Below are 24,906 nucleotides of genomic sequence, written 5' to 3'. Positions count from 1 at the left end.
CGTGGACGGGCGCCGACGCAATCCGTACGAACTGACCGACGAGTCGCCGGTGTACGTCATCTCGGTGGCGGCCCAGCTCTCCGGTCTGCACCCGCAGACCCTGCGGCAGTACGACCGTCTCGGCCTGGTCTCCCCGGACCGCACGGCGGGCCGCGGGCGGCGCTACTCGGCCCGTGACATCGAGCTGCTCCGACAGGTGCAGGCGCTGTCGCAGGACGAGGGCATCAACCTCGCGGGCATCAAGCGGATCATCGAGCTGGAGAACCAGGTCGCGGCGCTGCAGAGCCGGATCGCCGAGCTGTCGGCCGCGGTCGACGGCGCGGCGGCGGCGATGCGCCAGCGCGAGGCCCAGGTGCACGCCTCGTACCGGCGCGACCTGGTGCCCTACCAGGACGTGCAGCAGGCGAGCGCGCTGGTGGTCTGGCGCCCGAAGCGCGGCGAATAGTTCCTCGAGGACACGAGAGAGGCCCCCTCCACTTCGGTGGAGGGGGCCTCTCGCCTTGTCCAGGCCGTCTCTCAGGGGATCAGTTCGCCCACGATGTCGCCGACGGTCTCCCACCACGGCGAGGCGCCCGTGCCGAACGCCGCGGCGAGGGCGGTGCCGACGGCGCGGTCGAGGGGCGTGGGGTCGCCGTCCCACTCGTCGATGACCGTGCCGTCGCCCGAGCAGACGAGGGTGCCGATCCGGCGCCCGTCGCGGGTGAGCCGGCTCTCGGCGTACCCGCAGGGCACGAGCCGGTAGCGGACGCCGCCCGTCCGGACGTCCACCCGGTAGGAGCGCCGCAGGAGCCGCCCGCGTGCGGGCCGGATGACGGCCGCCTCCCCGTCGACGCCGAGCGCGAGCAGGGCGGGCTTGCGGGTTCCGATGGGGGTGTGGGCGTCGGGGTCGGTCCCGGGGGCCCGTACGAGCTCGACGGTGGGCAGGCCGTGGCCGGAGACCCGGAGCGTCCCGGCGGGTCCGTCGAGGTCGATCTGTACGTACACGCTGGTCAGTTGTCCCGTTCGAGAATGCCGGACTGGGCGATGAGATAGCCGAGCTGGGCCCGGCTGCCGCTGCCGAGGGCGGAGGCGAGCTTGGCGATGTGGGCCCGGCAGGTGCGGACGTTCATGCCGAGCCGCCGGGCGATGGCCTCGTCGACGTGGCCTTCGACGAGGAGCTTGGCGATGGACCGCTGGACACCGCCGATGCCGTCGGTCTTGATGTCGTACGGGATCTCGTCCCGGATCGGCACCGCGAGCTGCCAGAACTGGTCGAAGACGCCGCCCAGGTAGGCGACGAGCCCCGGATGGCGCAGTTCCAGGGCGACCTGGCGGTCGCTGCGGGCCGGGATGAAGGCGACCTCGCGGTCGACGATGATCAGCCGGTCGATGATCTCCTCGAGCGTGCGCACCTGGACCTCGGGGCCGACGTGCTCCAGGTACGTCAGGGTGAGCTCGGTGTGGCGGGCCGTGTGCTGGTAGAGCGTGCGCATGCTGATGCCGCGGCCGAGGAGCGGCGAGACGCGGTCGAGGGCCTCGGTCAGGGCCTGCGCGGGGCGTCCGCCGCCGGGCTGGACGGTGAGCAGCTCGGAGCGGCAGTTGGCGACGACGCGGTCGAGGGTCGAATTGATGCGGTCGATGCCCTCGAGCACGGTGATGGCGTGTGTGGTGGGGGAGTCGTGGGCGCTGATCGCCATGAATGGCTCGAAGGCGTCGGAGAGGGCGACGGTGCGCCGGCGCCGGTCGAGTATCTCCCGCTCGATCGGCTGGAGGAGCTGGGCGAGGGCGGCCGAAGGGGGAACAGGGCGGAGCCACTGGGCGTCGTCCGGGTCGGGGTGGAGCAGGGACAGATCGAGCAGGCAGGGGGCCTCGATGGTCTCTGACCGGGGTATTCGCCCCGTCCGCAGGGCGGCCGCGTACAGCTCGGAGCCCGCTTTGCAGAGTTCGGCATACGAATGCGGGTGACCCGTTTCGTCCGATTGTTTCTGCATATGTACACCCCCAGGCTCCTGCATCTCAGGAACATGATGCCTGGGTTTGGTGGTGCAGGTGCAGAGAGTAAGCCATCGTCTTACTCGCGGGGGTTGGTAAAGAGACGTTGCCTTCAAGTGAGGTTGCTCGGTGATGATGAAGAAGCTCATACGCACGGTGGCCGGAGTCGCCTTCATCGCGGCGGCCGCAGCGGGCGCCGTGGGAGTGACCCAGGACCCCGGCTGGAGCACGGCACCGGCGACGGTGCAGGCCGCTCCGCTCGACCCGGGCTGGAGCGTGAACTCTGCCCTGGCCGGTGACCCGGGGTGGAGCGTGGCCCCCGCGCAGCTCGGTGACCCGGGCTGGAGCGTGGCCCCCGCGCAGGATCCGGGCTGGAGTTAGACGGGCGCATGAACGTTCCCGATGACCCCCGGTTCCGCAGGGAGATGGCTTCGGCCTATCGATCCGGCTGGCACTTCGTCGACCTCGCCACGGCCATCCCCCACCGTGGCGACGCGCTGAAGGTCACCCTCTTCGGAGAACCGATCGTCGTAGCCCGCGAACAGGACGAGGACGTCCGTGCGTACCGCTGTCTGCGCCGTCCCCGCGGCGCACCGCAGCCCATCCGCTGTGCCATCCGGTACGGCATGATCTTCGTCAACCTCGACCAGCGGGACCACCAGCTGATCGAACCCGAGACCATCACCGCCACCCCCCGCAGTGCCTGAGCGATTCCCCCGTCGTTGTAGATCGCTCCGGCACTTCCCCCACACAGCGGCGCCATCGCGGACCTGAAACGCGATGGCGCCGCTGTGCTGCGCCCGTACGGATGTCGGGCGGCCGGCCCGACGGACGTCAGGCGGCTCTGCCCCGACGGGCGTCAGGCGCGGCCCATCGCCCGGGTGAGGGCGATCTCGATGACGACCCGGTCCGGGTTCGGGGCCGGCGTCCGGCCGTACCGCTCCGCGTAGCGGCCGACGGCGTCCGCGACGACCTCCGCCTCCGTACGGATGTGGGCGACGCCCTCCAGGGTGGCCCAGCGCCCCTTGTCGACCTGGCAGACCGCCACGCGCGCCCCGTCCGCGCCCGCCGCCAGGACGTTGGCGACCTTCCGGCTGTTCTTGTTCGTGATCACTCGCGCGTACCCGCCCTCGGGGTCGTACGTGACGCCGACCGCCACGACGTGCGGGGTGCCGTCCGCGCGGGGGGTCGTCAGGGTGCACATGTGGTACTCGCGCCAGAAGCTGAGGTACGAGTCGGAAGGGTTCCTCGGGTCTGTGGCCATGCTCCGGAAACTACCCGTGGCAGGAGTCCCGCCGAAACATTGAGCGGAATGGACTCAACTTTGTGTACGTTGGAAGGGTCATAGAGAAAGAGTGGGCTCAGCAGCCGCAGGCATCAAGGAGGAACACCGCACGTGGACGTCGAACTGACCAACCGGAGCCGGGACGCGATCAACGCGGCCACGAGCCGCGCCGTGTCCGAGGGGAACCCGGATCTCACCGCCGCGCACCTGCTCCTGGCCCTCTTGGCGGGTCAGGACAACGAGAACATCACCGATCTGCTCGCCGCCGTCGAGGCCGACCAGGCGGTCGTGCGCTCCGGCGCGGAGCGGCTGATCGCCGCCCAGCCGAGCATCACGGGGTCCACGGTCGCGCCCCCGCAGCCCAACCGCGAGTTCCTCGCGGTCATCGCGGACGCCGACAAGCGCGCCAAGGAACTCGGCGACGACTTCCTCTCCACCGAGCACCTGCTCATCGGGCTCGCCGCCAAGGGCGGGCAGGCCGGTGAGATCCTCGACCGGCAGGGTGCGAGCGCGGCGAAGCTGCTCGACGCCTTCGAGAAGAGCAGGGGAGGACGCCGGGTGACCACACCCGACCCGGAAGGGCAGTACAAGGCGCTGGAGAAGTTCGGCACGGACTTCACGGCCGCCGCGCGCGAGGGCAAGCTGGACCCGGTCATCGGCCGCGACCACGAGATCAGGCGCGTGGTGCAGGTGCTGTCCCGCCGCACCAAGAACAACCCGGTCCTCATCGGTGAGCCCGGCGTCGGCAAGACCGCCGTCGTCGAGGGGCTCGCCCAGCGGATCGTCAAGGGCGACGTGCCGGAGTCGCTGAAGAACAAGCGGCTGGTCTCGCTCGACCTCGGCGCGATGGTCGCCGGGGCGAAGTACCGCGGCGAGTTCGAGGAGCGGCTGAAGACCGTCCTCTCCGAGATCAAGGCGAGCGACGGCCAGATCATCACCTTCATCGACGAGCTGCACACGGTCGTCGGCGCGGGCGCCGGCGGCGACTCCGCCATGGACGCGGGCAACATGCTCAAGCCCATGCTGGCCCGAGGCGAGCTGCGGATGGTCGGCGCGACCACCCTCGACGAGTACCGCGAGCGGATCGAGAAGGACCCCGCCCTGGAGCGCCGCTTCCAGCAGGTCCTGGTCGCCGAGCCGACCGTCGAGGACACGATCGCGATCCTCCGCGGCCTCAAGGGCCGGTACGAGGCGCACCACAAGGTGCAGATCAACGACTCCGCGCTGGTCGCCGCGGCCACCCTCTCCGACCGGTACATCACCTCCCGCTTCCTCCCCGACAAGGCCATCGACCTCGTCGACGAGGCCGCCTCGCGGCTCCGCATGGAGATCGACTCCTCGCCCGTCGAGATCGACGAGCTCCAGCGCTCCGTCGACCGGCTCCGCATGGAGGAGCTGGCCCTCAAGAACGAGACGGACCCGGCGAGCCGGCAGCGCCTGGAGAAGCTGCGGCGCGACCTCGCCGACCGCGAGGAGGAGCTCCGCGGCCTCACCGCCCGCTGGGAGAAGGAGAAGCAGTCCCTCAACCGGGTCGGCGAGCTCAAGGAGCGCCTCGACGAGACCCGGGGACGCGCCGAGCGCGCCCAGCGCGACGGCGACTTCGACGCCGCCTCCAAGCTGCTGTACGGGGAGATCCCGGCCCTGGAGCGGGAGCTGGCGGAGGCGAGCGAGGCCGAGGCCCAGCAGGAGACGTCCAAGGACACCATGGTCAAGGACGAGGTCGGCCCCGACGACATCGCGGACGTCGTGGGCGCCTGGACCGGCATTCCCGCCGGCCGCCTCCTGGAGGGCGAGACGCAGAAGCTGCTCCGCATGGAGGACGAGCTCGGGCGACGGCTGATCGGCCAGTCCGAGGCCGTGCAGGCCGTCTCCGACGCCGTGCGCCGCACACGCGCTGGCATCGCCGACCCGGACCGCCCCACCGGCTCCTTCCTCTTCCTCGGCCCCACGGGCGTCGGCAAGACGGAGCTGGCGAAGGCACTCGCGGACTTCCTCTTCGACGACGAGCGGGCCATGATCCGCATCGACATGTCGGAGTACGGCGAGAAGCACTCCGTCGCCCGCCTGGTCGGCGCGCCTCCCGGCTACGTCGGCTACGAGGAGGGCGGCCAGCTCACGGAGGCGGTCCGCCGCCGCCCGTACAGCGTGGTCCTGCTCGACGAGGTGGAGAAGGCGCACCCGGAGGTCTTCGACGTCCTGCTCCAGGTCCTGGACGACGGCCGGCTCACCGACGGGCAGGGCCGGACGGTGGACTTCCGCAACACCATCCTGATCCTGACCTCGAACCTCGGCAGTCAGTACCTCGTCGACCCGCTGACCTCGCAGGACGTCAAGAAGCAGCAGGTCCTGGACGTCGTCAGGGCGAGCTTCAAGCCGGAGTTCCTGAACCGGCTCGACGACCTGGTGGTCTTCTCGGCGCTCGACCGCGCCGAGCTGGGCCGGATCGCCCGGCTCCAGATCGACCGCCTGGCCAAGCGGCTCGCCGACCGGCGGCTCACCCTGGACGTCACCCCGGAGGCCCTGGAGTGGCTCGCCGAGGAGGGCAACGACCCGGCCTACGGCGCGCGGCCGCTGCGCCGCCTGATCCAGACGGCGATCGGCGACCGCCTCGCGAAGGAGATCCTCGCGGGCGAGGTCGTCGACGGCGACACGGTCCGCGTGGACCGGTTCGAGGACGGTCTGATCGTGGGCCCGGCGCGGTGAACGGGCACGTTCTTGTCAGCCCGCAGCGGATCGCGGCTGGTGGGGCTCCCCCGAACCGCCCGACATGGGGGAGGATGGCGAGCATCCGTACGAAGGGAAATTCACGGTGAGCATCGACCCGTCCTCGATTCCGAATTTCGGGGGCCAGCCCCAGCCTCAGGCCGCAGGACCGGCGGGCCCCGTCGTCCCCGACCAGGACCTCGTCAAGCAGCTGCTCGAGCAGATGGAGCTGAAGTACGTCGTCGACGACGAGGGTGACCTCGCGGCGCCGTGGGAGGAATTCCGCACGTACTTCATGTTCCGCGGCGAGGACGAGCAGCAGGTCTTCTCGGTCCGGACGTTCTACGACCGCCCGCACTCGGCCGACGACCGCGCCAAGGTCCTCGACGCGATCGACGACTGGAACCGCCGCACCCTGTGGCCCAAGGTCTACACCCACCTGCACGAGGAGGAGGACGGCTCCGCCACCCTCCGTCTCATCGGTGAGGCGCAGATGCTGATCGGCACCGGCGTCGCCCTGGAGCACTTCGTGTCCTCCACGGTCAGCTGGGTCCGCGCCTCCATCGAGTTCGACAAGTGGGTCGTGGAGCAGTTCGGCCTGGAGACCCCCGAGCAGAAGGCCGGCGACGAGGAGGCCTGAGCCTCCCCGCCGCCCAGCCCCGCCACACGGCCACGAGAGCCCGGCTCCCCTTCCGAGGGGGTCCGGGCTCTCGTGCGTCCCCGCAGGCCTCAGGCGAGCTGCTTGAGGCGGGAGACCGCCTCCTCGAGAACCTCGGTCTTCTTGCAGAAGGCGAAGCGGACGAAGGGCGCGCCGGCCTCGCGGTGGTCGTAGAAGACGGCGTTCGGGATGGCGACGACCCCGGCGCGCTCGGGGAGCGAACGGCAGAAGGCGAAGCCGTCCTCGGCGCCGAGCGGGCGGATGTCGGTCGTGACGAAGTAGGTGCCCGCCGGGCGGTAGACCTCGAAGCCCGCCTGCGCGAGGCCCTCGCTCAGCAGGTCCCGCTTGGCGGAGAGCTCCGCGCGGAGGGTGTCGAAGTACGAGGCCGGGAGGCGGAGCGCCTCGGCGACCGCGTACTGGAAGGGGCCGGCGGAGACGTACGTGAGGAACTGCTTGGCCGAGCGGACGGCGGAGACGAGCTCGGGGCTCGCGGTGATCCAGCCGACCTTCCAGCCGGTGAACGAGAACGTCTTGCCGGCCGAGCCGATGGTGACCGTGCGCTCCCGCATGCCGGGGAGGCTCGCGAGGGGCACGTGCTCGGCGTCGTCGAACACCAGGTGCTCGTACACCTCGTCGGTGACGACGAGCAGGTCCCGCTCGATCGCCAGCTCGGCCACGGCGGTCAGCTCGCCCCGGGTGAGGACGGTGCCGGTGGGGTTGTGCGGGGTGTTGAGCAGGATCAGCCGGGTCCGGTCGGTGACGGCGGCCCGCAGTTCGTCCAGGTCGAGGACGTAGGCGCCCTCGTGCGGGCGGAGCGTGACGGGGACGCGGGTGCCGCCTGCCATCGCGACGCAGGCCGCGTACGAGTCGTAGTACGGCTCCAGGGCGATCACCTCGTCGCCCGGCTCGACGAGCGCGAGCAGGGCCGCCGCGATCGCCTCGGTCGCGCCGGCGGTGACCAGCACCTCCGCGTCGGGGTCGTAGGTGAGGCCGTACCACTCCCGCTGATGGTCGGCGACGGCCTGGCGGAGCTCGGGGATGCCGGGGCCGGGCGGGTACTGGTTGCCGCGGCCGTCGCGCAGCGCGCGGACCGCGGCCTCGCGGATCTCCTCGGGGCCGTCGGTGTCGGGAAAGCCCTGACCGAGGTTGATCGACCCGGTCCTGGCGGCCAGCGCGGACATCTCGGCGAAGATCGTCGTCCCGAATTCGGCGAGCCGGCGGTTGAGCAGCGGTCGTGTCATGACCGCCATCCTGGGGGGAAGCTCTGGACTTGCTCAAGTGCGCTTTGGCGACGGTTCGCCGGGGGGATCGCCCTGGCATGAACATCGCATTCTTCATCCTCGGGATCGCGGCCGTGATCGCGATCGTGGTGTGGGTCGTCGCGCTGTCCCTGCGCGGCACGGTGCGCTCCGGTAGCCGCTCCGGCGGTTCCGACAGCTGGTGGGCCGGATCGTCCTCCTCGGACGGATCTTCTTCGTCCTCCTGTTCGTCGTCCTCGTCGTCCTCGTCGTCGTCCTCCTGCTCCAGCTCCAGCTCGTCGTGCTCGAGCTCCTCGTGCTCGTCCTCCTCCTGCTCCAGCTCCTCCTCCTCGTGCAGCTGAAGCTCTGGAATCGCTCAAGTCGTCTTTGAGGGAGGCCCCAGGGGGCATCTCCCTCGCACAGAAGAACGGGGGTAGTACTGATGGAACTCTTCATCATCTTCGTGGGGGCGGTCGTCCTCATCGGCCTGATCTCCACCGTCCGCAACGCCACCGGCTCCGGCAGCCGGCGGGGCGGCCGGAAGAAGGGGCGCAGCTGGGCCGACGGTGGCGGCAGCGGCTCCGGTGGCTGCGGAGGGGGCTCGAGTTCCTGCGGGTCCAGCTGTGGAGGCGGCGGCTGCGGCGGCAGCTGATACGTAACGGCCCCGGAGGCACGTGACGTTGGCATTTCGGCGGATCTTGTCGATCGATTCTGATTGAACAATTGAACTGTGGGGTCCCCGAAGGGGTTGGAAACCACGGCAAGTTGGGTAAAAACGCTGCGAGTCGCCCGGCGTCCGTGGTTCTCTCGCTCCTGACAACGACAGCCCTCGGACCGTGTGTGGAACCGAGCCGGCGATCCCCACTCCCGTTGGACCCTCTCCGGGGCGCCCCCGGCCCACCCGTCAAACCGTGTTTGCGGAGCCGACCCATGCTCACCACCCTGAAGACCTCCTACACCGATACCCGTGCGGCCGATCTGGCCTGGGCCCTGGGGCGCGAGCCGCTGCCCGCCCTCGCCGTACTCGACCTCGAACTCTCCGGCGCCAGACTCCAGTTGAGACTGCTCGGCGCCTCCCATCAGGTACTCCTGGAGGAGGAGGGGCGCAGCTGCTCGGAGACCGTCGCCTGCATGCCCGGCAGCAGCACCCCCCTCCCGCTCGGCGTCTCCAAGCGCGTCGGCGAATGGGAGTACGAATTCGCGGCGCGCGTCGAGACGCTCTCGCACGGCTCCTTCGCGGGCCGCGCGCAGGAGCTGCTCGCGCTCGTCGCCGACCACCCCAACGGCCTCGCGGGGACCTTCCCCGGCTCCCCGCACGCCTTCACGGCGATGCTGGCGCAGCGCCACGAGGGCCAGGTGCGCTGGCGCACCTGGCACGCCTACCCGCAGGAAGGGCAGCTCGTGGTGACCAGGACCCGCATCGGCGCACGTATGCCTGCAACACTCTGATACGCCCCTTCAGAGCTCCAGATGCACTCGTGTGGGTGACAAAGAGTGTGTAAGTCGTGACGTAGCGTTACGTTCATGATCGAGCCGACCGTGACCATGCCACCCACCAGGGTGCGACAACCGCCCGTGCGGCGGCGCGGGCGGCCGCTCAGACCGTCCAGGCCGTCCAGACCGCCCAGGTCGCGCCGGTCGTCCCGGCCGCCGAGGTCGCCGCGGTCGGCCGACGGGGTGCGGTTCCCGGTCCTCGCCGTGGTCTTCGTCTGCGCCGCCTGCGGGCTGGTGTACGAACTCGAACTGGTCGCCCTCGCCTCCTATCTGATCGGCGACTCGGTCACCCAGGCCTCCGTCGTGCTCTCCGTGATGGTCTTCGCGATGGGCGTGGGCTCCCTCCTCGCCAAGCGCCTGCGCTGCCGCGCCGCCGTGGGCTTCGGCATGGTCGAGGCCGGGCTCGCGCTCATCGGCGGCTGCTCGGCCCTCGCGCTGTACGCGGCCTTCGCCTGGCTGGGCGAGTCGCGGTACGTCGTCGTGGCGTTCTCGCTCGCCATCGGCGTGCTCATCGGCGCGGAGATCCCGCTCCTCATGTCCCTCATACAGCGGGCCGGGGGAGCGGGGACAGGATCCGGATCCCGGGCCGGGGCCGGGGCCGGATCCGCGCCCGCGTCAGGCACCGGTTCCGGATCCGGTGTCGGTGTCGGGGCGGGAGTCGGGGTGGGGGCGGCGAAGCGGGCGAGGCGGCAGGCGCCGGCCGCCGCCGAGCAGGACGATGCCGCGGGGACGGTCGCCGACCTCTTCGCCGCCGACTACGTCGGCGCGCTCGTCGGCGGCCTCGCCTTCCCCTTCCTGCTGCTGCCCTGGCTCGGTCAGCTCACCGGCGCGCTCGTCACCGGCGCGGTCAACGTGATCGCGGGCGGCGGGCTCGTGCTGTGGGTGTTCCGCCGCGACCTGACCTCCCGCTCCCGCGCCCTGCTGATCGCGGTGAACATGTCGGTCCTGGCCGTCCTGGCCACGGCGACCGTGCTCGTCGACGACTTCGAGGAGGCCGCGCGCCGGGCCGTGTACGGGGAGCAGGTGCGGGTCGCCGTCCACACCGAGCTCCAGGAGGTCGTGGTGACGGGAGGCCGCGAGGGGCCGCCCGACCTGTTCCTCGACGGCCGGCTGCGGGTGGCGGGACAGGACGAGTACCGCTACCACGAGGCGCTCGTCCACCCCGCGATGAACGGCCCGCACGTGCGCGTGCTGATCGTCGGCGGCGGCGACGGGCTCGCCGCCCGCGAGGTACTGCGCTACCCCGGCGTCTCCTCCGTCACCGTCGTCGAGCTCGACCCCGGCGTCGTCCGCCTCGCCCGCACCGATCCGGCCCTCGCCACGCTCAACGCGCAGGCGTTCCGGGACGCCCGCGTCCGGGTGGTCTACGCGGACGCCTTCAACTGGCTCCGGGGCACCGCCGATCGTGTGCAGGAACGGTACGACGTGGTGATCTCCGACCTCCCGGACCCGGGCATCACCCCCAGCACCAAGCTCTACTCGCAGGAGTTCCACGGACTCGTGGCCCGCGTCCTCACCCCCTCGGGGCGGTTCGCCGTCCACGCCGGCTCGGTCACCGACCGGGCCCACACCTACTGGACGGTGGACGCCACCCTGCGTGCCGCCGGATTCGGCACCCGCCCGTACAGCGCGAGCGGCCGTGCCCCCGGTTTCGCGGCGGGCCCCGACCGCGCCGACCGCACGGGCGGTACGGAGCAGGGGCCGGGGGACTGGGGCTTCCTCCTCGCGGTCCCGGGCGCCCGGCCGCCCGCCCTCGGCCTCGCTCCCGACGCGCCCCGGCTGCGCTCCCTCGGCCCGGACACCCTGGCGGCCGCCGCGCGCCGCGCCGAGCGGGCCAGAGGCCCCGAGCTGCCACCCTCGACCCTCGTCCACCCGAGGTACGGCGACTGAGGGACGGCGGAGACGCTCTCCCGGGGGCGCGCGGGCCCCGGCGCAAAGAGGCGACGCCGCGCCCCGGCCTGAGTAGGCTCGGCTTCCATGGAGCATGAGGTGTTCGTTCCGGTCCCGGCCGAGGCCCTGCGCGCGACGCTCACGGACCCGGCCCGGGTGGTGCGCTGCGTGCCCGGCCTCCAGCGGGACGCCGACGCGGAGGCGGGCCCCCTCGCGGGCCGGCTCAAGATCCGGGTCGGCGGCCACACCATCACCTACCGGGGCGCCCTGAGGGTCGTCGAGCGGGACGGCGCCATCACCTACGAGGGGCAGGGGGCCGAGGCCCGGGGCAAGGGCACGGCCGAGCTGTCCCTGACCGTCGTCCTCACCCCTGTGGACGAGGGGACGAGCCTCAGCTTCACCGGCGCTCTGACGGCGGCCGGCCGGCTCGCCGAGGCGACGGACGAGGCGCGGGCCACGGCCGGCGCCAGACTGCTCGACAAGTTCGTGGAGGCGCTGGCCGCGCTCGCGGAGGAGAAGCCGGGGGAGCGGACGAAGGCCGGGGGCACGGCCCGTGCGGCGGACCCCGAGGGCGGCGACTCCGACGCCGACGCGCACTCCTCCGCCGAAGCCGCCCCGGGCGCAGCCGCGAACTTCTCCGCCGACGCCGACGCCGACGCCGACGCCGACGCCGACGCCGACGCCGACGCCGACGCCGACGCCGAAGCCGACTCCGACTCGGACGCCGACTCCGACTCCGACGCGGACGCGGGCTCCGACTCGGACCCCGACTCCGACTCCGACTCCGATCACGACGGTGTGGACGACGGGGTCGAGGAGCCCGCGCGCTCCTCCGCCGCCGACGCTCCCGGCCCGCCCCCCTCCCTCGACCCCCTCCTCGACCAGGACTTCGGCGTCACCCCCCTCGAGTTCCCCGCCCCGCAGCCCCCCGTCGAGGCCGCCCACGCACGGCGGACCATGATCGGGCGCAGCGCCGAGGAGGTCGACCACGCTCCGCCGCGCGGCCGGTACGCCCCCGTCCCCGCGCCCGAGGCCGCCGGCGCGACCGCGACCCTGCGCTGGATCGCCCCCGCCGCCGCGCTCGCCATCGCCTCCGCGGTCGTCGTCGGAAGGGCCCTGCGCCGCCGTCGTTGAAACGGTCCACTCGGGGCTAGGGTCGGGCTGTGACGATGCAGACGCGACTGACGGCGGGCGACGCCGAGTTGACCATCAGCCCCGAGCACGGCTGCCGGATCGAGAGCCTGCGCATCGGCGGCACCGAAGTGCTGCGCCAGGGCGAGCGGTTCGGAAGCTTCCCGATGGTGCCCTGGTGCGGGCGGACCGAGAACGGCCGCTTCCGCGACGGGGCGACCACGCATCAGCTGCCGGTCAACGCGCCCCCGCACGCCATCCACGGCACCGTCCGCGACCTCGCCTGGAACACCGCCCGCGTCTCCGGGACGGAGGCGGTCTTCACCTGCGAGCTCGGGGACCCGTGGCCCTACAAGGGCAGGGTGACCCAGGTCTTCGAGCTGGCCGAGGACTCCCTGACCCTCCGCTTCGGGGTCGAGACCTACGACGCCTCCTTCCCGGCACAGGCCGGCTGGCACCCCTGGTTCCTGCGCAACCTCGGCAACGGCGGCCGGGACGTGGAGCTCGACTTCACCCCCGGCTGGCAGGAGGAGCGCGGCGAGAACCACCTCCCCACCGGCCGCCGGATCGACCCCCTCCCCGGCCCCTGGGACGACTGCTTCGGGATGCCCGGCGGCGTCGACGTCACCCTCACCTGGCCGGAGGAGCTGGAGCTGAAGGTCGGCAGCCGCGCCGAGTGGGTCGTGATCTACGACGAGCCGGCCGAGGCGGTCTGCGTCGAGCCGCAGTCCGGCCCGCCGAACGGACTCAACACCCACCCGCGGTACGTGACCCCGATCGACCCCCTGGAGGTCGAGAGCGTCTGGAGCTGGCGACGGCTGTAAGCGATCGCGCGGGGAGGCCCCTTAAGCTGCTGACCATGACTGACGTACGCGCTGACCTGCTCCAGCAGATCAAGGACAAGGCCGTGGTGCACGGCAAGGTGACCCTCTCCTCGGGTCTGGAAGCCGACTACTACATCGACCTGCGCCGCATCACGCTGGACGGCGAGGCCGCGCCGCTGGTCGGTCAGGTCATGCTCGACCTCACCGCCGAGCTGGACTTCGACTGTGTCGGCGGTCTGACGCTCGGCGCGGACCCGGTCGCCACCTCGATGCTGCACGCCTCCGCCGCGCGCGGACAGCGCCTCGACGCCTTCGTCGTGCGCAAGGCGCAGAAGGCGCACGGCATGCAGCGCCGTATCGAGGGGACGGATGTGAAGGGCCGCCGCTGCCTCGTGGTCGAGGACACCTCGACCACCGGCGGCTCCCCGCTGACCGCCGTCGAGGCCGTCCGCGAGGCGGGCGGCGAGGTCGTGGCCGTGGCCACGATCGTGGACCGGGGCGCGGCCGGCGCGATCGCCGAGGCGGGTCTGCCGTACCTCACGGGCTACCAGCTCACGGATCTGGACCTGGCGTAACCGCCGCGAAGTCGTGACTTAGGTCCGGGACCCCGGCGATACCGGTCCTGACCTGTGCTTTCCTTCAGGGGCGGGGTGTTTCACGTGAAACACCCCGCCTTTGGTGTGCCGCGCCCGTGGGAGCCAGGACGAGAGTCTGAAAGGATGGGGGCGACGATGACGTCGCCCCCAGGTCAGGGACAGCAACGCACACACCCCGCACATCACAAGGAGCGGACGAATGCCCATCGCAACCCCCGAGGTCTACAACGAGATGCTCGACCGGGCGAAGGCAGGCAAGTTCGCCTACCCGGCCATCAATGTGACCTCGACCCAGACTCTGCACGCGGCGCTGCGAGGCTTCGCGGAGGCCGAGAGCGACGGCATCATCCAGATCTCGACCGGCGGAGCCGAGTTCCTGGGCGGTCAGTACAACAAGGACATGGTCACGGGCGCCGTTGCCCTGGCCGAGTTCGCGCACATCGTCGCCGCGAAGTACGACATCACGGTCGCTCTCCACACCGACCACTGCCCGAAGGACAAGCTGGACGGCTATGTCCGTCCGCTGCTCGACATCTCCGCCGAGCGCGTCGCCCGTGGCGAGAACCCGCTGTTCCAGTCGCACATGTGGGACGGCTCCGCCGAGACCCTCGCCGACAACCTGGCCATCGGCCAGGAGCTGCTGGCGAAGGCCGCCGCCGCCAAGATCATCCTCGAGGTCGAGATCACCCCGACCGGCGGCGAGGAGGACGGCGTCACCCACGAGATCAACGACGAGCTGTACACCACCGTCGACGACGCCATCCGCACCGCCGAGGCCCTCGGCCTGGGCGAGAAGGGCCGCTACCTGCTGGCCGCTTCCTTCGGCAACGTCCACGGCGTCTACAAGCCGGGCAACGTCGTGCTCCGCCCCGAGCTCCTCAAGGACCTCCAGGCGGGCGTCGCCGAGAAGTTCGGCAAGGTCAACCCGTTCGACTTCGTCTTCCACGGCGGCTCGGGCTCGACCGCCGAGGAGATCGCCACCGCGCTGGAGAACGGCGTCGTGAAGATGAACCTCGACACCGACACCCAGTACGCCTTCACCCGTCCGGTCGCGGACCACATGTTCCGCAACTACGACGGTGTCCTGAAGGTCGACGGCGAGGTCGGCAAGAAGTCCACCTACGACCCGCGCACCTGGGGCAAGCTGGCCGAGGCCGGCATGGCCGTCCGCGTGACCGAGGCGTGCGCGGCGCTGCGCTCGACCGGCACGAAGCTGAAGTAAAGCGGTGAGCGACGGGCCCGGTACCTCCCGAGGTGCCGGGCCCTCGTGCGTCCAGGACACTTCCCAGGGGAGGGCACGATGTACGACTTCGATCGGGAGATAGACCGGCACGGGACCTGGTCGGTCCAGTGGGACGGCATCGCGGACCGCTTCGGCGTGCCCGATCTGCTGCCGTTCACCATCTCCGACATGGACTTCGCCTCCCCGCCGGAGGTCCTCGCCGCCCTGCGCGACCGCGTCGACCACGGCGTCTTCGGCTACACGGACTGGCGGCTCGGGGAGTTCCGCGACGCGATCCGCCACTGGTACGCGAGCCGGTACGCGACCGAGATCGACCCGGACGCGCTGGTGTACGCGCCGTCCGTGCTCAACCAGCTCTCGCAGCTCCTGCGGATGTGGACGGAGCCCGGCGACGGCGTCGTCGTCCACACCCCCACCTACGACGGCTTCCGCAAGGCGGTCACCGGGCTCGGGCGCGAGCTGCGGGGCGCGCCGCTCGGGGACCTCGACGCCCTGGAGCGGGAGCTCGCCCGCCCCGACAGCCGGATGCTGCTGCTCTGCTCCCCGCACAACCCGACGGGCCGGGTGTGGACGGAAGAGGAGCTCGCCACCTTCGCCGAGCTGGCCGAACGGCACGGAGCGGCCGTCGTCAGCGACGAGATCCACGCCGACCTCACCACCGACGCGCACCGGCACGTCCCGTGGACCCGGGTCGCCGAGCCGGGCCGGGGCCGCCGCTGGGCGCTCGTCACCTCCGGCACGAAGGCCTTCAACTTTCCCGCGCTCTCCGGCTCGTACGGGATCGTCGGCGACCCGGACGCGCGCACGGAGTTCGTCCGGCGCATGGAGACCGGCGAGGGCCTCGCCTCGCCCGCCGTCCTCTCGCTGACCGCCCACATCGCCGCGTACCGGCAGGGCGCGCCGTGGCTGGACGAGCTGCGCGGCTATGTCGCGGGCACGATGGAACTGCTCCGGGAGCGGCTGGCCACGGGGCTGCCCGGCGTCGTCTGGGAGCCCCCGCAGGCCGGCTACCTGGCCTGGATCGACCTGCGTCCGCTCGGGATCGAGGAGAGTCGGCTCCAGGAGGAACTGGTGTCCGTGGAGAAGGTCGCGATCATGCCCGGCGGGGTGTACGGGACGCCCGGCTTCGTCCGGCTGAACGTGGGCTGCCCGCGGAAGAAGGCCGAGCGGGGCGTGGACGCGCTGATCAGGGCGGCGACCCGGCTGCGGACGAGCTGACGGCGCCGGCCGGAGTCCGCCCGGCGAGGGCGTCGGCGAGCGGCACCGGTGGCTTCGCGGGACCATGCAGGCATGGGTGACCGGGACGTGCGGATGGCCTCGAGAACCGGCCGGTGGATCCTCTTCACCACTGTCCTCGGCTCCGGCATGGCGCTGCTCGACTCCACCGTCGTCAACGTCGCCCTCCCGCACATCGGCGAGGACCTGGACGCCGACCTCGGCGCGCTCCAGTGGACCGTCAACGCCTACATGCTGACCCTCGCCGGGCTGATCCTGCTCGGCGGGGCGCTCGGCGACCGGTACGGCAGGCGCCGGGTCTTCGTGATCGGGGTGGTGTGGTTCGCGCTCTCCTCGCTGCTGTGCGGGCTCGCGCCGAACACCGGGGTCCTGATCGCGGCCCGCGCGCTCCAGGGCGTGGGTGGGGCGCTGCTCACCCCCGGCTCGCTCGCGCTGATCCAGGCCGGCTTCCACGAGGACGACCGGGCCAGGGCGGTCGGCCTGTGGTCCGGCTTCGGCGGCGTGGGCGCGGCGATCGGGCCGTTCGTGGGCGGCTGGCTGGTGGACGGGCCCGGATGGCGGTGGGTGTTCCTGCTGAACGTGCCGCTCGCCGCCGTCTGCGTGCCCGTGGCACTGCGCCATGTGCCCGAGTCGCGGGACGAGACCGCGCACGGCCGCTTCGACGTGCTCGGCGCGTTCCTGGGCGCGGCGGCGCTCGGCCTTGTGACGTACGCGCTGATCGGCGCGGCCTGGTGGGCGGGGGTGGCCGGGCTGGTGCTCGGGGCGGGGTTCGTGGTGGTGGAGCGGCGGCGCGGCGAGCGCGCGATGACACCACCGTCGATCTTCGCGTCCCGGCTGTTCACGGCGGTCAACCTGGTCACCCTGTGCGTGTACGCGGCCTTCGGCGGGTTCTTCTTCCTGGCCGCGCTCCAGCTCCAGGTGGTCTCCGGCTACTCGGCGCTCGGCGCCGGTACGGCCCTGCTGCCGACGACCGTGCTCATGCTGCTGCTGTCGGCGAAGTCCGGGGAGCTGGGGGAGCGGATCGGGCCCCGGATCCCGCTCACGGTGGGGCCGCTGCTGTGCGCCGCGGGGATGCTGCTGATGCTGCGGGTCGGGGAGGACGCCTCGTACGTACGGGACGTGCTGCCGGCCCTGCTGGTGCTCGGCCTCGGCATGACGGCCCTGGTCGCACCGCTGACCGCGACCGTCCTGGCCTCGGTGGACGTGGCCAGGGCGGGCCTGGCGAGCGGGATCAACAACGCGGCGGCGCGGGCGGCCGGGCTGCTCGCGGTGGCCGCGCTGCCGCTGCTCGCCGGGATGGGCCCGGAGGCGTACCGCTCGGCGGAGGAGTTCGACGAGACCTTTCGGCGTGCGATGCCGATGTGCGCGGGGCTCCTGGTGGCCGGGGCGGTACTCGCCTGGACGACGATGCGCACCCCGGCCGAGCGCCCCCGCTGCCACCCGGAGTGCCGCGTCCACTGCGGGGTGACGTCCCCACCCCTGGACCCGGGGGCCAAGAGCGCCTGAGCTTGAGCGGCCCGGCCCGCCTGGCGCGCAGCCCGCCTGGCGAGCCGCCGGCCGCCGGCCTGGCGCGCCGCCCGTCAGGCCTCGCCGCCCGTCAGGCCGGGCGGTCCGGCCGTCTTGCCCGCTCGGGCCGAGAGCCTGGAGCCGGGCACCCCCTAGGGGGTGTCTTGCCGATCAGGCCGGGCTCGCGGCGTCCGGCACGGCACCTCGCCGCGTTGCCGAAACGCCTGAATAGCTCCGCTATCAAGTCGCTCCGGCGCCTTGCGATGCACCGCACCGGACGCCGCTCCCTGATCCGGCCTGATCGACAAGACACCCCCTAGGCTGTGGCCATGGCCATCCACGAGAACCTCCTGGGGGGACCGGCCCCCACCCACCTGCCCGACGACCCGGGTCCGCGCGAGCTGCTCGCGAACGGCACGGCGCCGGCCGAGGTCGCCGCGCAGTACCCGACCTCCTCGCTCGCCTGGGCCCAGCTCGCCGACGACGCCTTCGAGGGCGGCCGGGTCGTCGAGTCGTACGCCTACGCCCGTACCGGCTACCACCGCGGCCTGGACGCCCTGCGCCGCAGCGGCTGGAAGGGCCACGGCCCGGTGCCGTGGGAGCACGAGCCGAACCGCGGCTTCCTGCGCGCTCTGCACGCCCTCGCCCGGGCGGCCGGCGCGATCGGCGAGAAGGAGGAGTTCGAGCGCTGCACGACCTTCCTGCGGGACTCCTCGGAGACCGCGGCGGAGACGCTCGGCTGATTCTCCGGACGCCCCTCCGAAGGCCTTCCGGAAGGCTTTCCGGAAGGCCTTCGTTTCGGCTCTCCGAGCGACCTGATCCGTCCCGATTTCCCCCGTCTCATCGGGCCGGGGGAAATCGGGACAGACCCCTCGACGTGTTCGAGCGCGTTCGAGGGCGGAGGGACGGGGCCGGTACGATCCCCGGGACCGCAGGACCGAAGACGCCGGTTTCCGAGGCCCCATCTCCTCTTCCCCCACACCGGCCGACACAGGGGAGAAGTCTGTCGTGGGCAAGCGTGCCGCACCCGCAGGACGGCGAGGAAAACAGAGCCGCCGGCGGGGCAGAGGCAGACGCGGCCCCGTGCGCCGGCTCGCACTGCCGGTCCTGGTCCTGGCGACCCTGGCGCTCGGCGGCGGAGCCGCCCTCGCCCACTTCAACGGCCGGACGGCCGACGACGCGGCCGCCCCCGCGCCGGGAGCGACGACCGCGACGGCGGCGCCCACGACGGACGCGCCCACTCCCCGGCCCACGACGGCGAAGCCGAAGCCGAGGGCCACCACGGCGAAGCCCAAGCCCAAACCCAAACCGACCCCGAAGAAGACGACCGTGCCGCAGTCCGGCGCCGGGACCTTCACCAGCGCGCAGGCCTCCGGCGACGCCGTCGGCACCGGCGGATCGCTGCGCCGCTACCGCGTCCAGGTCGAGGACGGCATCGAACTGTCGGCGCACGGCGCGGCCGCCGAGATCCAGCAGATCCTGGCCCACCCGCGCAGCTGGGCGGCGCACGGCCGGGGTCGCTTCCAGCTGGTCTCGCAGAACGCCGACTTCGTCATCCGGATCGCCACTCCGGACACGGCGGACGCCCTCTGCGCCCAGCAGGGCCTGAACACCCACGGCGAGCTGAACTGCGAGACCACCGACGGCGTCGTCGTGAACCTCAAGCGGTGGATGCTCGGCTCGCCGACCTTCGCGGGGGAGCCGGCCGAGTACCGGCACCTGATCATCAACCACGAGGTCGGGCACGAGATCGGCATCCGGCAGCACATGAGCTGCCCGGGTCCGGGCAAGCTCGCGCCCGCGATGATGCAGCAGATCAAGGGCCTGAACGGCTGCCGCTCGAACGCATTTCCGTATGACGAAGACGGTAGCTACATCACGGGTCCGATCGTGTCATGATGCCGTTGGGACGGCGCGCGACGAAGCACGCCTCCCGAGGGGACCGGGGCTCCCGTGCCGCAGGGAAGAAGGCGCGCACGGTGGAGCAGACCGCTACCCGGTAGTTCGTATCGAGGAGACAGCAATGTCCACCTTCCCCGATGCCGGAGCCGGTTCGGTCGACCCGAACCTCGACTTCGCGGGTACCACGCCGTACGAGGACTACGTCCAGGCGGACGTCCTCACCCACCTCCAGCACCTCCGCTCGGACGACCCCGGCGAGATGGTCTTCCTGGTCACCACCCAGGTCATGGAGCTGTGGTTCACGGTCATCGTCCACGAGTGGGAGACCGCGAGCCGCGCCCTGCGCGAGGACCGCGTCCCCGTCGCGATGGACGCGCTCAAGCGCTCGGTCCGCGAGCTGGAGGCCCTCAACCACTCGTGGCGGCCGCTCGCCCAGCTCACCCCCGGCCAGTTCAACGCCTACCGGGCCGCGCTCGGCGAGGGCTCCGGCTTCCAGTCGGCGATGTACCGCCGCATGGAGTTCCTGCTCGGCGAGAAGTCCGCGTCCATGCTCGTCCCGCACCGGGGCGCGCCCCGCGTGCACGCCGAGCTGGAGAAGGCCCTCCAGGAGCCGAGCCTGTACGACGAGGTCCTCGGCCTGCTGGCCCGGCGCGGCCTGCCCGTGCCGCAGTCGGTCCTCGGCCGTGACCTCGCGCAGCGGTACGAGCCGTCCCCCGAGGTCGAGGCCGTCTGGGCCGGGATCTACGCGGACGCCGACCAGAACACCGAGCTGGTCCGGCTCGGCGAGGCCCTCAGCGATGTCGCCGAGCTCGTCTGGCGATGGCGCAACGACCACCTGGTGGCGACCCGGCGCGCGATGGGCGCGAAGACCGGCACCGGCGGTTCGGCCGGCGTGGCCTGGCTGGAGAAGCGCGCCCAGAAGAACGTGTTCCCGGAGCTCTGGACGGCCCGCAGCCATGTCTGAGACGTACATACAGCGCGCGAAGGCGCTCGACGCGGCCGACGCCCTCGCCGCTCACCGCGAGAGGTTCGCCCTCGACGCCGGGACCGTCTACCTCGACGGCAACTCCCTCGGCGCGCTCCCCGCGCACGTCCCGGCCCGCATGGCCGACGTGATCACCCGCGAGTGGGGCGAGCTGCGCATACGCTCCTGGGGCGAGTCGGGCTGGTGGACCGCGCCCGAGCGGATCGGCGACCGGATCGCCCCGATCGTCGGCGCCGCCCCCGGGCAGATCGTGGTGGGCGACTCGACGAGCGTGAACGTCTTCAAGGCGGTCGTCGCGGCGGCCCGGATCAACGGCGACGATCGCGAGGAGATCCTCGTCGACGCGACGACCTTTCCCACGGACGGGTACATCGCACAGTCCGCGGCGCGCATGACGGGTCACGAGATCGTGGCGTGCGACCCGGCAGACATGGCCGACGCGGTGAGCGGCCGCACGGCGCTCGCGCTCGTCAACCACGTCGACTACCTGACGGGCCGGCTCCGGGACCTGCCGGGACTCACCGCCGCGCTCCACGCGGCGGGCGCGCTCGCCGTATGGGACCTGTGCCACAGCGCGGGCGCCCTCCCCGTCGGCCTGGACGCCCACGGGGTCGACCTGGCCGTCGGCTGCACCTACAAGTACCTGAACGGCGGCCCCGGTTCGCCCGCGTACCTGTACGTCGCCGAGCGCCACCAGGCGGCCTTCGACTCGCCCCTGCCCGGCTGGAACTCGCACACGGACCCGTTCGCGATGACCCCCGGCTACGAGGCGGCCGAGGGCGCGCTGAAGGGCCGGGTCGGGACGCCCGACATCCTCTCCATGCTGGCCCTGGAATCGGCGCTGGACGTGTGGGACGGAGTCGCGATCGAGGACGTGCGCGCCAAGTCCCTGGCGCTCACGGACTTCTTCCTGGAGTGCGTGCGGGCGTACGTGCCGGAGGGCCGCGTCGTCTCCGTGACGCCGGACGCGCACGGCGAGCGGGGCAGCCAGGCCGCGCTGAGCTGCGAGAACGCGCCGGCCGTGATGGCCGAGCTGATCAAGCGCGGGGTCGTCGGCGACCTGCGCCGCCCGGACGTCCTGCGGTTCGGCTTCACCCCGCTGTACGTCGGCTTCGCGGACGCGGAGAAGGCGGCACGCGTCCTCGCGGAGGTCCTGGCCGACCTCCCGGCCTGAGGTATGACCGTCCGATGATCGCCTGATCTGTGGGGGCTCCGGTGCTGGTACCGTCCCCGCAGGTCAGGCCAATTCGGCCGCGTCACCGAGAGGTTGGAACAGCATGCCGGACCCCGCCGCGCGCGATGCCGCCGAAGAGGCGTCGGCCTTCTCGCACCCGGCCGTCCCCCCGGACGCCTCCGCCGCGTACGGCGACCACCCGGACCAGGTGGTCGACTTCTACGCCCCGCGCGACGGCCGCACCCGGGCCCCGCTCGTCGTCGCCCTGCACGGCGGCGCGTGGCGGGCGCCGTACGACCGGCAGCACCTGACCCCGTTCGTGGACTTCCTGGCCCGGCGCGGCTTCGCCGTGGCGAGCGTCGAGTACCGGCGCGGCAGCGACATCCCCAGGCAGGGCGGTACGTCCCCGGTCGCCGGCCGCTGGCCCGAGACCTTCGACGACGTGGCGGCCGCCCTCGACGCCGTACCGGAGCTCGCCGCCGCCCACCTGCCGCAGGCCGACACGGGCCGGATCGTCCTCACCGGCCACTCGGCCGGCGGCCACCTCGCCCTCTGGGCCGCCGCCCGGCACGTCCTGCCCGCGGACTCCCCCTGGCGCCTGCCCGCCCCGCCCGCGCTGCGCGGCGTCGTCGCCCTCGCCCCGATCGCCCACTTCGAGCGCGCGGTGGAACTCGGCGTCTGCGGCGGCGCGGTCACCGAACTCCTCGGCGGCGAGGCGGAGTACGAGCGCCGGGCACCCTTCACGGACCCGGCTGCCCTCCTCCCGACGGGCATCGCGACCACGATCGTCCAGGGCCGCGAGGACACCGACGTCCCGCACACGGTCGCCGAGGCCTACGCGGACGCGGCGGCGAAGGCCGGCGAGGAGATCGGCCTCACCCTCCTCGAAGGCGTCGGCCACTTCCCCCTGATCGACCCGTCGGCGGACGCCTGCGCGGTGGTCTCGGAGGAGATCGCCCAGCTGGCCTGGTGAGGCGTGTGACGGACCGAGGGGCCGCGCGTAGTCCTCAGGGGGGACGGCCGAGGATCCGTATCGAGCGGGACGACCGGCGTCACCCGCCCCCGTACCGTGGTTCGCGTGACCCAGACACAGATCCCCGAGACGAGCCGCAGCCCCGAGTTCCGCCTGGTGCAGGTGGCGCTCGGGGGGCTGCGGCAGGAACTCTTCCACGACGCCTTCGCCTACCGGCCGCTGCCGCGCATGGACGTGAACAGCGGGCCGACGCGCTTCCTGCCCCAGCGGATACGGGTGTACGCGGGGCTGCTGCCGCACGCGGTCGTCGCGTTCTGCGCGGTGATCGTCTTCGCCCTCGGGTACGACCGGATCTACTACTCCTTCGGCCTGCTCGCCTTCGTGACGACGGGCATCCCGGCCGCGATCGTGCTGCTCACCCTGGTCCGGCCGGTCCTCGCCTTCTGGGCCTCGCTCGCCACGACACCCTTCATCGGGTACGCCACCGGCTATGACGGCGGCTGGCCCTGGGCGGCGAACACCCTCGCCGCCCACCTCGTGGTCCTCGCCGTGGTCGCCGCCCGCACCCGGCCCCGTACCGCCGTGTGGATGTGGGTCGTGACGGCCGGCTACTGCTTCTTCGCCGAGGTGGGCCTCGGCCGGGGGCGCGGCTCCGACTCGGTCCCGCTGCTGTTCGTCGCCGCCCTGGTCCTGCTCACCGTCACCGTCTTCCAGGTCCGCCGCCAGGCCGACCGCGAGGTCACCGCCCAGCAGACCGTCACGGCCCAGGAGATCTCCAAGCGGACCGTCCTGGAGGAGCGCACCACCATCGCCCGCGAGCTCCACGACGTCGTCGCCCACCACATGTCGGTGGTCGCCATCCAGGCGGAGGCCGCGCCCTACCGGGTCGAGAACCCGCCGCCGGAGCTGGAGCAGGCCTTCCTCACCATCCGCGAGAACGCCGTCGCCGCCCTGACCGAGCTGCGCCGCATCCTCGGGGTCGTCCGCGCCGAGGACTACGAGGCCCCCGACGCCCCGCAGCCCACCCTCGGCGACCTCGACTCGCTCGTCCGCAACGTCACCGAGGCCGGGCTCGTCGTCGAGAAGACGGTGACCGGCGCGGTGCGGGAGCTGCCCCAGGGCGTGGAGCTCTCCGCGTACCGGATCGTCCAGGAGGCCCTGTCGAACGTGCTGCGGCACGCGCCGGGAGCCGCGGCGAAGGTCGAGGTGTCGTACGTCCTCGGCGGCCTCGGGCTGCGGATCGCCAACGGGCCCGCGCGCGGCCTCGTGAAGCCCTCGCCCGGCGCCGGCCACGGCATCACCGGCATGCGGGAGCGTGTGACGATGCTGGGCGGGGAGATGACCGCCGAGGAGACCGCCGACGGCGGCTACGAGGTGGCGGCCTTCATCCCGGTGAGCCGCGAGGAGAGCGTGGAATGAGCATCCGTGTGCTGATCGTCGACGACCAGATGATGGTCCGCGAGGGCTTCTCCGTCCTGCTCGGAGCGATGCCCGACATCGAGGTCGTCGGCGAGGCCGTCAACGGGCGGGAGGCGATCTCCCAGGTCGCCGCCCTCCACCCGGACGTCGTCCTCATGGACATCCGCATGCCCGAGCTGAACGGCATCGAGGCCACGCGGGAGATCGTCGCCGCCGACGCGGACGCCAAGGTCCTCGTCCTGACCACCTTCGACCTGGACGAGTACGTGTACCAGGCGCTGCGCGCCGGAGCCTCCGGCTTCCTGCTCAAGGACGCCTCGGCCAGGCAGCTCGCGGAGGGCGTGCGGGTGGTCGCGGGCGGCGAGGCGCTGCTCGCGCCGACCGTCACCAAGCGGCTGATCACCGAGTTCGCGAAGGCGCCCGGCAGCTCCCCGAAGCCGCCGGCCCTGGCACAGGTCGGGGAGCTCACGGAGCGGGAGACGGAGGTGCTCGTGCTCATCGCGCAGGGCCTGTCGAACGTCGAGATCGCCGAGCACCTCGTCGTCGCCGAGTCCACGATCAAGACGCACGTCAGCCGCATCCTGGTGAAGCTGGGCCTGCGCGACCGGACGCAGGCGGCGGTCTTCGCGTACGAGGCGGGTCTGGTGCGGGTCGGGGGCTGACGCCGCTTCGAACGGT

The 24,906-nt window shown here is 72.2% G+C and carries 26 protein-coding genes; 22 read left to right on the top strand and 4 right to left on the bottom strand.

The window, feature by feature from the left end; all coding sequences use genetic code 11:
- Nucleotide 1 precedes the first annotated feature (1 nt).
- Nucleotides 2–445: a heat shock protein transcriptional repressor HspR gene (locus IE124_RS15865; protein WP_055642625.1), complete on the top strand. Its 444-nt coding sequence runs from the start codon at nucleotides 2–4 to the stop codon at nucleotides 443–445.
- A 71-nt stretch (nucleotides 446–516) separates the two neighbouring features.
- Here the strand turns inward: IE124_RS15865 and IE124_RS15860 are convergent, their stop codons facing one another.
- Both IE124_RS15860 and IE124_RS15855 read right to left on the bottom strand, forming a co-directional pair.
- Complete coding sequence (locus tag IE124_RS15860; protein ID WP_189508397.1) at nucleotides 517–984, bottom strand: hypothetical protein; 468 nt, start codon at nucleotides 982–984, stop codon at nucleotides 517–519.
- A 5-nt stretch (nucleotides 985–989) separates the two neighbouring features.
- On the bottom strand, nucleotides 990–1,970 hold the full coding sequence (locus IE124_RS15855; protein ID WP_189508396.1) for a helix-turn-helix transcriptional regulator: 981 nt from the start codon (nucleotides 1,968–1,970) through the stop codon (nucleotides 990–992).
- A 133-nt stretch (nucleotides 1,971–2,103) separates the two neighbouring features.
- Here IE124_RS15855 and IE124_RS15850 point away from each other — a divergent pair, with 133 nt between their 5' ends.
- Nucleotides 2,104–2,352, top strand: a complete 249-nt coding sequence (locus IE124_RS15850; protein WP_189508395.1) for a hypothetical protein — start codon at nucleotides 2,104–2,106, stop codon at nucleotides 2,350–2,352.
- 8 nt (nucleotides 2,353–2,360) lie between these two features.
- Nucleotides 2,361–2,678, top strand: a complete 318-nt coding sequence (locus IE124_RS15845) for a Rieske (2Fe-2S) protein (protein ID WP_056653193.1) — start codon at nucleotides 2,361–2,363, stop codon at nucleotides 2,676–2,678.
- Between the two features lie 152 nt (nucleotides 2,679–2,830).
- Here the strand turns inward: IE124_RS15845 and IE124_RS15840 are convergent, their stop codons facing one another.
- Nucleotides 2,831–3,235 (bottom strand): pyridoxamine 5'-phosphate oxidase family protein, encoded by a 405-nt coding sequence (locus IE124_RS15840; RefSeq protein ID WP_189508394.1) that lies wholly within the window; start codon nucleotides 3,233–3,235, stop codon nucleotides 2,831–2,833.
- Nucleotides 3,236–3,367: 132 nt separating this feature from the next.
- On the opposite strand from IE124_RS15840, the gene clpB reads away from it, so the two are divergent.
- Both clpB and IE124_RS15830 read left to right on the top strand, forming a co-directional pair.
- On the top strand, nucleotides 3,368–5,959 hold the full coding sequence (gene clpB / locus IE124_RS15835) for an ATP-dependent chaperone ClpB (protein ID WP_189508393.1): 2,592 nt from the start codon (nucleotides 3,368–3,370) through the stop codon (nucleotides 5,957–5,959).
- Between the two features lie 106 nt (nucleotides 5,960–6,065).
- Nucleotides 6,066–6,599: a type III secretion system chaperone family protein gene (locus IE124_RS15830; RefSeq protein ID WP_055646184.1), complete on the top strand. Its 534-nt coding sequence runs from the start codon at nucleotides 6,066–6,068 to the stop codon at nucleotides 6,597–6,599.
- A gap of 89 nt (nucleotides 6,600–6,688) precedes the next feature.
- Here the strand turns inward: IE124_RS15830 and IE124_RS15825 are convergent, their stop codons facing one another.
- A complete protein-coding gene (locus IE124_RS15825; protein ID WP_189508392.1) occupies nucleotides 6,689–7,867 on the bottom strand; it encodes a pyridoxal phosphate-dependent aminotransferase in 1,179 nt (392 codons plus the stop codon).
- A 190-nt stretch (nucleotides 7,868–8,057) separates the two neighbouring features.
- On the opposite strand from IE124_RS15825, the gene IE124_RS15820 reads away from it, so the two are divergent.
- The 17 genes from IE124_RS15820 to IE124_RS15740 all read left to right on the top strand — a co-directional run bounded on the left by IE124_RS15820 (nucleotide 8,058) and on the right by IE124_RS15740 (nucleotide 24,890).
- Nucleotides 8,058–8,246, top strand: coding sequence for a hypothetical protein (locus IE124_RS15820; RefSeq protein WP_189508391.1), 189 nt, complete (start codon nucleotides 8,058–8,060; stop codon nucleotides 8,244–8,246).
- A gap of 51 nt (nucleotides 8,247–8,297) precedes the next feature.
- Nucleotides 8,298–8,507 carry a hypothetical protein gene (locus tag IE124_RS15815; RefSeq protein ID WP_189508390.1) on the top strand — a complete coding sequence of 70 codons (210 nt, stop codon included), beginning with the start codon at nucleotides 8,298–8,300 and terminating at the stop codon, nucleotides 8,505–8,507.
- Nucleotides 8,508–8,785: 278 nt separating this feature from the next.
- Nucleotides 8,786–9,304 (top strand): DUF2617 family protein, encoded by a 519-nt coding sequence (locus IE124_RS15810; protein WP_055642633.1) that lies wholly within the window; start codon nucleotides 8,786–8,788, stop codon nucleotides 9,302–9,304.
- A 75-nt stretch (nucleotides 9,305–9,379) separates the two neighbouring features.
- Entirely contained in the window at nucleotides 9,380–11,239 is a 1,860-nt protein-coding gene (locus IE124_RS15805; RefSeq protein WP_370468769.1) for a spermidine synthase, read from the top strand.
- Nucleotides 11,240–11,326: 87 nt separating this feature from the next.
- A complete protein-coding gene (locus IE124_RS15800) occupies nucleotides 11,327–12,373 on the top strand; it encodes an SRPBCC family protein (RefSeq protein WP_189508388.1) in 1,047 nt (348 codons plus the stop codon).
- A gap of 35 nt (nucleotides 12,374–12,408) precedes the next feature.
- On the top strand, nucleotides 12,409–13,194 hold the full coding sequence (locus IE124_RS15795; protein WP_189508532.1) for an aldose epimerase family protein: 786 nt from the start codon (nucleotides 12,409–12,411) through the stop codon (nucleotides 13,192–13,194).
- Nucleotides 13,195–13,229: 35 nt separating this feature from the next.
- Nucleotides 13,230–13,769, top strand: a complete 540-nt coding sequence (pyrE, locus tag IE124_RS15790) for an orotate phosphoribosyltransferase (protein ID WP_150268609.1) — start codon at nucleotides 13,230–13,232, stop codon at nucleotides 13,767–13,769.
- Nucleotides 13,770–13,989: 220 nt separating this feature from the next.
- Nucleotides 13,990–15,012: a class II fructose-bisphosphate aldolase gene (gene fbaA, locus IE124_RS15785; protein ID WP_189508387.1), complete on the top strand. Its 1,023-nt coding sequence runs from the start codon at nucleotides 13,990–13,992 to the stop codon at nucleotides 15,010–15,012.
- 78 nt (nucleotides 15,013–15,090) lie between these two features.
- Entirely contained in the window at nucleotides 15,091–16,251 is a 1,161-nt protein-coding gene (locus tag IE124_RS15780; protein ID WP_189508386.1) for a MalY/PatB family protein, read from the top strand.
- Between the two features lie 72 nt (nucleotides 16,252–16,323).
- Nucleotides 16,324–17,775, top strand: coding sequence for an MFS transporter (locus IE124_RS15775; protein ID WP_189508385.1), 1,452 nt, complete (start codon nucleotides 16,324–16,326; stop codon nucleotides 17,773–17,775).
- Nucleotides 17,776–18,104: 329 nt separating this feature from the next.
- On the top strand, nucleotides 18,105–18,518 hold the full coding sequence (locus IE124_RS15770; protein ID WP_055642639.1) for a DUF3151 domain-containing protein: 414 nt from the start codon (nucleotides 18,105–18,107) through the stop codon (nucleotides 18,516–18,518).
- Between the two features lie 340 nt (nucleotides 18,519–18,858).
- Nucleotides 18,859–19,674, top strand: coding sequence for a DUF3152 domain-containing protein (locus IE124_RS15765; RefSeq protein WP_229832490.1), 816 nt, complete (start codon nucleotides 18,859–18,861; stop codon nucleotides 19,672–19,674).
- A gap of 124 nt (nucleotides 19,675–19,798) precedes the next feature.
- Nucleotides 19,799–20,641 carry a tryptophan 2,3-dioxygenase family protein gene (locus IE124_RS15760; protein ID WP_056653149.1) on the top strand — a complete coding sequence of 281 codons (843 nt, stop codon included), beginning with the start codon at nucleotides 19,799–19,801 and terminating at the stop codon, nucleotides 20,639–20,641.
- Nucleotides 20,634–21,836: a kynureninase gene (kynU, locus tag IE124_RS15755; RefSeq protein ID WP_189508383.1), complete on the top strand. Its 1,203-nt coding sequence runs from the start codon at nucleotides 20,634–20,636 to the stop codon at nucleotides 21,834–21,836. The genes IE124_RS15760 and kynU overlap by 8 nt, the downstream gene beginning before the upstream one ends.
- A 103-nt stretch (nucleotides 21,837–21,939) precedes the next feature.
- A complete protein-coding gene (locus IE124_RS15750; RefSeq protein WP_189508382.1) occupies nucleotides 21,940–22,809 on the top strand; it encodes an alpha/beta hydrolase in 870 nt (289 codons plus the stop codon).
- Nucleotides 22,810–22,905: 96 nt separating this feature from the next.
- The gene (locus tag IE124_RS15745) at nucleotides 22,906–24,228 is read left to right on the top strand and encodes a sensor histidine kinase (RefSeq protein ID WP_189508381.1); all 1,323 of its coding nucleotides are present in this window, start codon (nucleotides 22,906–22,908) and stop codon (nucleotides 24,226–24,228) included.
- Nucleotides 24,225–24,890 (top strand): response regulator, encoded by a 666-nt coding sequence (locus tag IE124_RS15740; RefSeq protein ID WP_189508380.1) that lies wholly within the window; start codon nucleotides 24,225–24,227, stop codon nucleotides 24,888–24,890. The genes IE124_RS15745 and IE124_RS15740 overlap by 4 nt, the downstream gene beginning before the upstream one ends.
- The last annotated feature ends 16 nt before the right edge of the window (nucleotides 24,891–24,906 follow it).

The organism is Streptomyces narbonensis (genome assembly GCF_014649015.1).
In the GTDB taxonomy this organism is placed as follows: domain Bacteria; phylum Actinomycetota; class Actinomycetes; order Streptomycetales; family Streptomycetaceae; genus Streptomyces; species Streptomyces narbonensis.
The sequence above is the reverse complement of the archived record's forward strand: the minus strand, read 5'-3'. Positions and strand labels throughout refer to the sequence as shown.